Annotated in this window: 9 protein-coding genes; 2 read left to right on the top strand and 7 right to left on the bottom strand. The window is 70.6% G+C overall.

From position 1 onward, the window contains the following. Nucleotides 1–139 precede the first annotated feature (139 nt). Entirely contained in the window at nucleotides 140–631 is a 492-nt protein-coding gene (locus JWQ81_RS34905; RefSeq protein WP_297548267.1) for a gluconokinase, read from the bottom strand. Nucleotides 632–743: 112 nt separating this feature from the next. Here JWQ81_RS34905 and JWQ81_RS34900 point away from each other — a divergent pair, with 112 nt between their 5' ends. Continuing rightward, the gene (locus JWQ81_RS34900; protein WP_297548265.1) at nucleotides 744–1,688 is read left to right on the top strand and encodes a cobalamin biosynthesis protein; all 945 of its coding nucleotides are present in this window, start codon (nucleotides 744–746) and stop codon (nucleotides 1,686–1,688) included. A gap of 1 nt (nucleotide 1,689) precedes the next feature. Here the strand turns inward: JWQ81_RS34900 and JWQ81_RS34895 are convergent, their stop codons facing one another. The 6 genes from JWQ81_RS34895 to JWQ81_RS34870 all read right to left on the bottom strand — a co-directional run bounded on the left by JWQ81_RS34895 (nucleotide 1,690) and on the right by JWQ81_RS34870 (nucleotide 5,739). After that, entirely contained in the window at nucleotides 1,690–2,313 is a 624-nt protein-coding gene (locus tag JWQ81_RS34895; protein ID WP_297548263.1) for an FMN-binding negative transcriptional regulator, read from the bottom strand. A gap of 100 nt (nucleotides 2,314–2,413) precedes the next feature. After that, nucleotides 2,414–3,256 carry an SURF1 family protein gene (locus JWQ81_RS34890; RefSeq protein WP_297548273.1) on the bottom strand — a complete coding sequence of 281 codons (843 nt, stop codon included), beginning with the start codon at nucleotides 3,254–3,256 and terminating at the stop codon, nucleotides 2,414–2,416. 137 nt (nucleotides 3,257–3,393) lie between these two features. Beyond that, nucleotides 3,394–4,302, bottom strand: coding sequence for a fructosamine kinase family protein (locus JWQ81_RS34885; protein WP_297548261.1), 909 nt, complete (start codon nucleotides 4,300–4,302; stop codon nucleotides 3,394–3,396). Next, nucleotides 4,299–4,769 carry a low molecular weight protein-tyrosine-phosphatase gene (locus JWQ81_RS34880; protein WP_297548259.1) on the bottom strand — a complete coding sequence of 157 codons (471 nt, stop codon included), beginning with the start codon at nucleotides 4,767–4,769 and terminating at the stop codon, nucleotides 4,299–4,301. The genes JWQ81_RS34885 and JWQ81_RS34880 overlap by 4 nt, the downstream gene beginning before the upstream one ends. A 12-nt stretch (nucleotides 4,770–4,781) precedes the next feature. Continuing rightward, on the bottom strand, nucleotides 4,782–5,102 hold the full coding sequence (locus JWQ81_RS34875; protein WP_297548257.1) for a hypothetical protein: 321 nt from the start codon (nucleotides 5,100–5,102) through the stop codon (nucleotides 4,782–4,784). Nucleotides 5,103–5,172: 70 nt separating this feature from the next. Further along, nucleotides 5,173–5,739, bottom strand: coding sequence for a chorismate mutase (locus JWQ81_RS34870; RefSeq protein WP_297548255.1), 567 nt, complete (start codon nucleotides 5,737–5,739; stop codon nucleotides 5,173–5,175). Between the two features lie 31 nt (nucleotides 5,740–5,770). On the opposite strand from JWQ81_RS34870, the gene JWQ81_RS34865 reads away from it, so the two are divergent. Beyond that, on the top strand, nucleotides 5,771–6,592 hold the full coding sequence (locus JWQ81_RS34865) for a Nif3-like dinuclear metal center hexameric protein (protein WP_297548253.1): 822 nt from the start codon (nucleotides 5,771–5,773) through the stop codon (nucleotides 6,590–6,592). Nucleotides 6,593–6,605 lie beyond the last annotated feature (13 nt).

Raw genomic sequence — 6,605 nt, 5'->3', positions numbered from 1 at the left:
GTTCTGGCCATGGTGCATGGTCACCGGGTTCGGACCGGTGACCATGCAGGCTGGCCGGGCAAGTGTTCACGATGTTCTGAGACATAAACTGTTCACGATGTCCTGGGCTGGGACAGCCGGTTCTCAGTGGCCGCAACGCTCACAAGCCCGTCAACGCGACCAGGGCGGTGGTGAGGATGGTGTCCGGCGGATCGGCCGCGTCGACGACCATGCCCGGTTCGTCGGCGTCAAGGGGTTCGAGGTCCGCGAGCTGGGAGTCCAAAAGGGACGCCGGCATGAAATGGCCCTTGCGGGTGTTCATCCGGGCGGCGAGCAGGTCGTGGGCGCCATCCAGGTGCAGGAACCAGCACGGCCCGCCGCCGCGCAACACGTCCCGGTAGCGGCGTTTCAGCGCTGACGACGTCACCACGCCGCCCGTGGCCTCGTGCTCGCCGATCCACGCGGCGATCGCCCGCAGCCACGGCGCGCGGTCGGCGTCGGTCAGCGGGATCCCGGCGCCCATCTTCGCGATGTTGGCCTCCGAATGGAACGCGTCGGCTTCGGCGTACTCGACGCCGAGGCGCTCGGCCAGGGCCGTACCGACCGTGGTCTTGCCGGAACCGGACACACCCATCACGACGACGACCGTCATCGCCACCTCCTATCACTGGCCAACCGCTGACTCCCCGCAAACCTACGGTGGCCGGGCGAGTAATCTCGCCTGGCACCGCCGATGGCGGGCAAAGCGACCAGGGGGTCACAACGTGAGCGCCGGGCGCGCGATCGGGTTGTTGCTGGGTTTGGCGGCCGACGGGGTGATCGATCCCCGCAACGGCCGTCCGGTGGCGCGGTTCACCCGGGCCGCCGGCGAGCTCGAACGCAGACTCGGGACCGATCGCCCGCTCGCCGGAGTCGCGTTCGCGGGTGGACTGGCCGGCGCGGCCGTGCTGGTCGGCGTCCTGACCGAGCGTGCCGGACGCCGTAGCCCCGTCATGCAAGCGCTGGGCACCGCGGTGACGACGTGGGCCGTGCTCGGCGGCGCCGGATTGGTGTCCGACGGCACCGAGCTGGCACGCGACCTGGAAGACGGTGAACTCGCCGCCGCGCGGCGCACGCTGTCCCAACTCGATCCCCGCGTGCCGGACAGCCTCGACGCCGTCGCGCTGTCTCGGGCGTCGGTCGAGACGCTCGCCGAGAACACCACCGACGCGGTTGTCGCACCGCTGATCTGGGGCGCGGTCGCGGGCGTGCCGGGGTTGCTCGGCTCGCGCGCCATCAGCGTCCTGCGCGGCGTGACCCGTGGCAAACCCGCGCCGTACCGGTGGTTCATCGCGCGTGCCGACGACCTGGTACACCTCGTGCCGACCCGCATCGCCGCGCTGCTCACCGTCGCCGGTGCGCCCGTCGTCGGTGGTTCGGCGCAGGGTGCGTGGCGGGCATGGCGGCGGGACACGATCGCTCACCCGAGCCCGAACGCAGGCCGGGTCGAGGCCGCTTTCGCCGGGGCGCTGGAGATCAGGCTCGGCGGCCGGACGGTGTACTCGCACGGCGTCGAAGAGCTGCCGGTGATCGGAATCGGCCGCAACCCCGACGCCGGGCACGTGACGCGCGCCGTGGAGCTGTCCCGCGTTGTCGGCTGGCTCGCGGGCGTGACGTCGGTGATCCTTGCGTCGCTGGCCGGTCTTCGCCGCCGTCGCCGTAGTCGCTGAGTCAGCCTCGCCGTAGCAGGTGCTCCCGGGCGGGCTCGTCGAGCGGCCCAGCCCGTTTCGCGAGCCGCTCGCCGATCTCCGCCCGGTGCTCGGGTTCCTTGTTGCCGCCGTACTTGAACTTCGCGCGGACGGCGGTCACGGTCAGTTCGAGCCCGCGGATCCCCGGCAGCAGCCGCCGGTCGGCCGAGTCCGGGGCGGGCACCGGGGTCCGGCCGCTCGCCGGTTCGAAATGGCCGAGCTGCCGGTTGAGCACCGCGGCTTTCTCGTCGGGGTCGTCGATCACCCGGACGTCGCATTCCAGCTGCACGGACGCGTAATACGACGTCGGCACGCCGTTCGCGATGTCGTCACCGGGCGGGGTGTTCCATTCCGCCGGGACGTACGCGTAGTCACTCGTGACGGCCAGCAGCGCTCGCGGATGCTCGTCGAGGAGCGGCCAGATCGGGTTGGGGCGCGCCAGGTGGAGCCACACGGCCCGGTCGCCGTCGAAGACGAAATGCGTGGGCACTACGACCGGGAGGTCTCGCCCGGTGCCGCCGGCGATCAGCTGGCCGAAGTCGTGCGCGGCCAGCCAGCTCTTCCACTCGGCGTCGTCCTGGGCGCTGTCCCACGGGTGAATCAGCATGACTCCACCCTCCCGCAGTCCAGTGGCCCCTGAAAAGTGCCAACCCGCGGCAGTTTCGGCAGTCCACTTTTCGCTTGCGGGGTCTTTTGCGCGACCAGGATCAGCGGGAGGAGTGGACGGGGTCCGGCGCGTGGAACTGGTCGGAGTTGTCGTCCTCGGCGAGGATCTGCGCGACGGACTTGCGCTTGTGCACCGGTTCCTGGGTCAGCGCGCCACCGGGCTTGAGCTCGCGGACGGTGAAGTACAGCCAGCCGAGGATGGCCATGACGCCGAACGCGATCCACTGCAGCGCGTACGACAGGTACGGGCCGGAGTCGGTCTGGGGCAGCGGCAACGCCGTGAGCACGCCGGGCTGGTTGGTGTCGAGCTGGAAGTAGCCCGGCCGGATGTCCAGCTTGCTCGCCTGCGCGACGACCTGCGAGGACACGACGTAGCTCTGCAGCTTGTCCGCGGTGGCGGGGTCGGCGAAGGCGGTGCGGTGCTTCGGGTCTGTCTCGTCCTGGCGGGCGCGGGTGACGAGGTTCACCACGCCGGTCGGCGGGGCGGCGTATGGCGGCACGGCCGAACGTTCGTCCGGCTTGAGGAAACCGCGGTCGATCAGCATCACCACGCCGTTGGTGGTCCGGAACGGCGTGAGGACCTCGAACGCCGCTTCGCCCTGGACGGTCCGCAGCCGGGCGACGACTTCGCCCTTCGGCAGGTACGTGCCGGAGACGGTGATGACGTGCCACTCGGTCTTGCTGTCCGGCGCGGCGTTGTTCGGCAGGACCTGCGCGAGCGGCTGCGGATTGCCGGTGAAGGAGGCTTCGAGGGCGTTGTTCGACGCCGACTGCTCGCTGTTCCGGCTGAACTGCCACGGCGACAGGATGTGGAAGCAGCTGGCCGCGAACGCGAACACCAGCAGCGTCAGAGCCAGCCAGCCTGGCCGGAGCAAAAATTTCAACCGCGCCACGTCCACCACGGTAGGCCGTCACCGCAGGCCGCGGGCCTCAGGGTCCCCGTTCGCACCACGGACACGCAGCGAATACACGCACTCGTGCACGAACTACCCACGCCCGCGCGTGCGCTGCACTCGAGCGCTCAGGAAGTGCACCGACGGGCGGCGACGAGGGCGTCGCGGGCGTAACCGCCGCCGAACACGGCCGCGTGCATCAGCAGCGGGAACAGCTGGTGCAGGTCGACGCGGTCGTGCCAGCCGTCGGCCAGCGGCGAACCGGCGTCGGTGGCGGCTTCGGCGTAGCCGCCGAGCACGTGGTCGAGCAGCGGGGTGCCGAACATCCGGAGCATGGCGAGGTCGGCTTCGCGGTGTCCGCCGTGGGCAGCGGGGTCGATCAGCCACGCGTGGTCGTCACGGCCCCACAGCACATTGCCGGTCCACGCGTCGCCGTGCAGCCGCGCGGGCGGCTCGGGCTCGCCGCCGAGTTCGGGGAGACGGGCGCACACCGCGTCGAACACGGCGGCTTCGGCAATGGTGAACAGGCCTTGGTCGACGCAGGAACGGACATAGGGCTCGATCCGATGTGCCGCGTAGAACGACGCCCAGTCCGCGCACGCTTCGTTGCGCATGGGCGCCAGCCCCATCCACGCGTCAGCCGGCCCGTCCGGCGGCGGGCTGCCGTACGCGGGCGCGCCGCGCAGGTGCAACGCCGCCAGCCCGCGGCCGAGCTCCTCGGCGGCGTGCTTTCCCGGGTTGTCGGCCGGTATGTACTCCATGACCAGCCACTCGTCGTCGTAACCGAGGACCGTGGGCACCGGCACGTCGCCGTGCTCTCCCAGCCAATGCAGCCCGGCGGCCTCGGCGACCGCGGCGCCTTCGCCGGCGCCGCGCTTCGCGATGAGCGGCTTGGCCCGCGTGATCAGCAGGTACACCGATGAACCGAGCCGCCGGGCGTCGGTCACCGGCCCGGTCAGCAGCCTCGTCGCTGCGTCGATGGCAGCGGAGGCATCGGAGGCTTTGGCGGTGCTGGCGGTGTTGGCGGCGTTGTTCATCGGTGCTCGCGGATCCAGGTCACCAGGCCCGGCATCGAACGCTCGATCATGCCGAGCACGTCGTCGAAGCCGTCGTCACCGCCGTAGTACGGGTCCGGTACTTCGGCGTCGGTGTCAGCTGTCGGGTCGAAGGAGCGCAGCAGCCGGGCGCGGTCGGGGTTCGCGAGCGTGCCGCGCAGGAATCTCAAGTGCCCGAGGTCCGCGGCGAGCAGTAGGTCCGCGTCCAGGTGTTCGGCGCCGACCTCGGCCGCGACGTGCTCGGTCCCGTACCCGTGCGCCCGCAGCGTCGCCCGCGCACGTGAGTCGGCGCGCTCGCCGACGTGCCACGGGCCGGTTCCGGCGCTCGACACCTTGACGACGTCGGCCAGGCCTTCGCGCTCGAGGTGGGCACGGAAGACGAGTTCGGCCATCGGCGACCGGCAAATGTTGCCAGAACAGACGAAACAGACATGGAGACGCGCTGTCATGTTCGCAGTTTGTCAGGTGATCGCCAAGTTCGTTTGTTGGCGGCTCCACCGCAGCAGCTCGGGCATGGTGAGTTCGATCATCGCGAGGAGGTCTTCGTAGCCCTCGGGTTCGCCCGAATACGGGTCCGCGATCTCAGCTCCTTCCTCGGCCGCGGGGTCGAACGAGCGCAGCAGCCGCACCTTGGCCGGGTCGACGGCCTTCTCCAGCAGGAACTGGACGTGCTCGTCACCGGCGGCGAGCAGCAGGTCCGCCCCGAGCCGGTCTTCGTCCACTTCGGACGCGACATGGGCGGTCGGATACCCGTGCGCCGACAGCGTCGCCTGCGCCCGCATCGAGCCCCCCAGTGCAGTTCCTGATCACCCGAGGGCGGCGGACGACCGCTCGCGGGTGATCGGCGTACGGCTACGAGGCTGCGCAGACCGACGGCACGGCGTTGGTGAGCGCCTTGTGGTGCAGGGCGTCGAGGCGCCGCTGCCAGGTGACCAGCCGGACGGTCACCGCGAGCCGGACCCCGCAGGTACGGCCGGCGCGGGTGGCCCTGGTGGCGGCGAACTCGGCGAGCAGGCCGGCGTTGAGGCGGTCGAGCACCGGGCGTACTTCGGTGGCCAGGTCGGGCCGCGCGGCCGGGATCTCGTCCGGATGCGCCGCCCACCGGGCGTACAGGCCGCGCTGCACGACCTTGTTCGCCTCGATCTGGTTGCGGAAGAACGCCACGGTCTCGGCGGGGTCCAGCCCGAGCGGCCCGGACTTCGCCGCGACGTCGTCGAGGATCTGCTGGTCGCGCACCGGGTCGTCGATCGGTGACGGCGTGCCGTACTTCGCGGCGGCGACCTTGTCCGCGACCTCGACGCGCTGGGCGGCGAGATCCGTCAGCGACCAGAGCGAGCGTGTCGTGGCGGATACGCGCGTCGTGTTGAAGGCCAGCAGCGTGGCGGCGAGGACAGCGGCGATCCAAGACCGAGTTCGCATACCTACAGACGGTACGTGCGAAGATCGCCGCATGTCAGCCGTCGGCTTCGTGATCGCCCTTTTGAACACCGCGTACCCTCCCGAGCTGGCCGAATCGTGGGACGCCGTCGGCCTCGTCTGCGGTGACCCGGCCGAGCCGGTTTCGCGGGTCCTCATCTGCGTCGACGTCGTCGAGGAGACGGTCGACGAGGCCATCGAGCTGGGTGCGCAGATGATCATCGCGCACCATCCGCTGCTGCTTCGCGGAGTACACGGGGTCGGCACGGACACCGTCAAAGGCAAGCTCGTCCACCGGATGATCCGGGCCGGGATCGCGCTGTTCTGCGCCCACACGAACGCCGACTCCGCATCGCCCGGAGTGTCCGACGCCCTCGCACTCGCCCTCGGGCTCGCCAACCTGCGGCCCCTCGACGCGAAGCCCGACGGCGTGACCGGGATCGGCCGCATCGGCGAGCTGCCGGACGCCGAGCCGTTCGCCGAGTTCGTCAACCGTGTCGCCCGGGCGCTGCCCGCCACCGCACCCGGGGTGCTCGGCGCCGGCGACCCGGCCCGGCCGATCCGCACGGTGGCGGTATCCGGCGGCGCCGGTGACAGCTATCTTCAGCTGGTCAGGGCCGAAAACGTGGACGCCTACGTGACCGCGGACCTGCGCCACCACCCCGCGGGCGACCATCGAGCGGTCGCCGGGGCGCCGGCGCTGGTCGGGGTGACGCACTGGGCGAGCGAGTGGCCATGGTGCGGGCAAGCCTCGGGGGTCCTGCGTGCCGGGCTGCCCGGTAACGTCGACATACACGTCTCGACACGCTGCACCGATCCATGGACTATTTCAGTACATCAGGGCTCAGTTAAATAGGGAGAACACTGAA

Origin of the sequence: Amycolatopsis sp., assembly GCF_025464955.1 — a bacterium.
Taxonomy (GTDB): domain Bacteria; phylum Actinomycetota; class Actinomycetes; order Mycobacteriales; family Pseudonocardiaceae; genus Amycolatopsis.
This window is presented reverse-complemented; position numbering and strand designations above follow the sequence as displayed.

Excerpts from the sequence above, each read along its gene's own strand:
- JWQ81_RS34880 (WP_297548259.1), bottom strand. The coding sequence starts at position 4,769 with ATGACAGCGCGTCTCCATGTCTGTTTCGTCTGTTCTGGCAACATTTGC.
- JWQ81_RS34905 (WP_297548267.1), bottom strand. The coding sequence starts at position 631 with ATGACGGTCGTCGTCGTGATGGGTGTGTCCGGTTCCGGCAAGACCACG.
- JWQ81_RS34885 (WP_297548261.1), bottom strand. The coding sequence starts at position 4,302 with ATGAACAACGCCGCCAACACCGCCAGCACCGCCAAAGCCTCCGATGCC.
- JWQ81_RS34865 (WP_297548253.1), top strand. The coding sequence starts at position 5,771 with ATGTCAGCCGTCGGCTTCGTGATCGCCCTTTTGAACACCGCGTACCCT.
- JWQ81_RS34895 (WP_297548263.1), bottom strand. The coding sequence starts at position 2,313 with ATGCTGATTCACCCGTGGGACAGCGCCCAGGACGACGCCGAGTGGAAG.
- JWQ81_RS34875 (WP_297548257.1), bottom strand. The coding sequence starts at position 5,102 with ATGCGGGCGCAGGCGACGCTGTCGGCGCACGGGTATCCGACCGCCCAT.
- JWQ81_RS34870 (WP_297548255.1), bottom strand. The coding sequence starts at position 5,739 with ATGCGAACTCGGTCTTGGATCGCCGCTGTCCTCGCCGCCACGCTGCTG.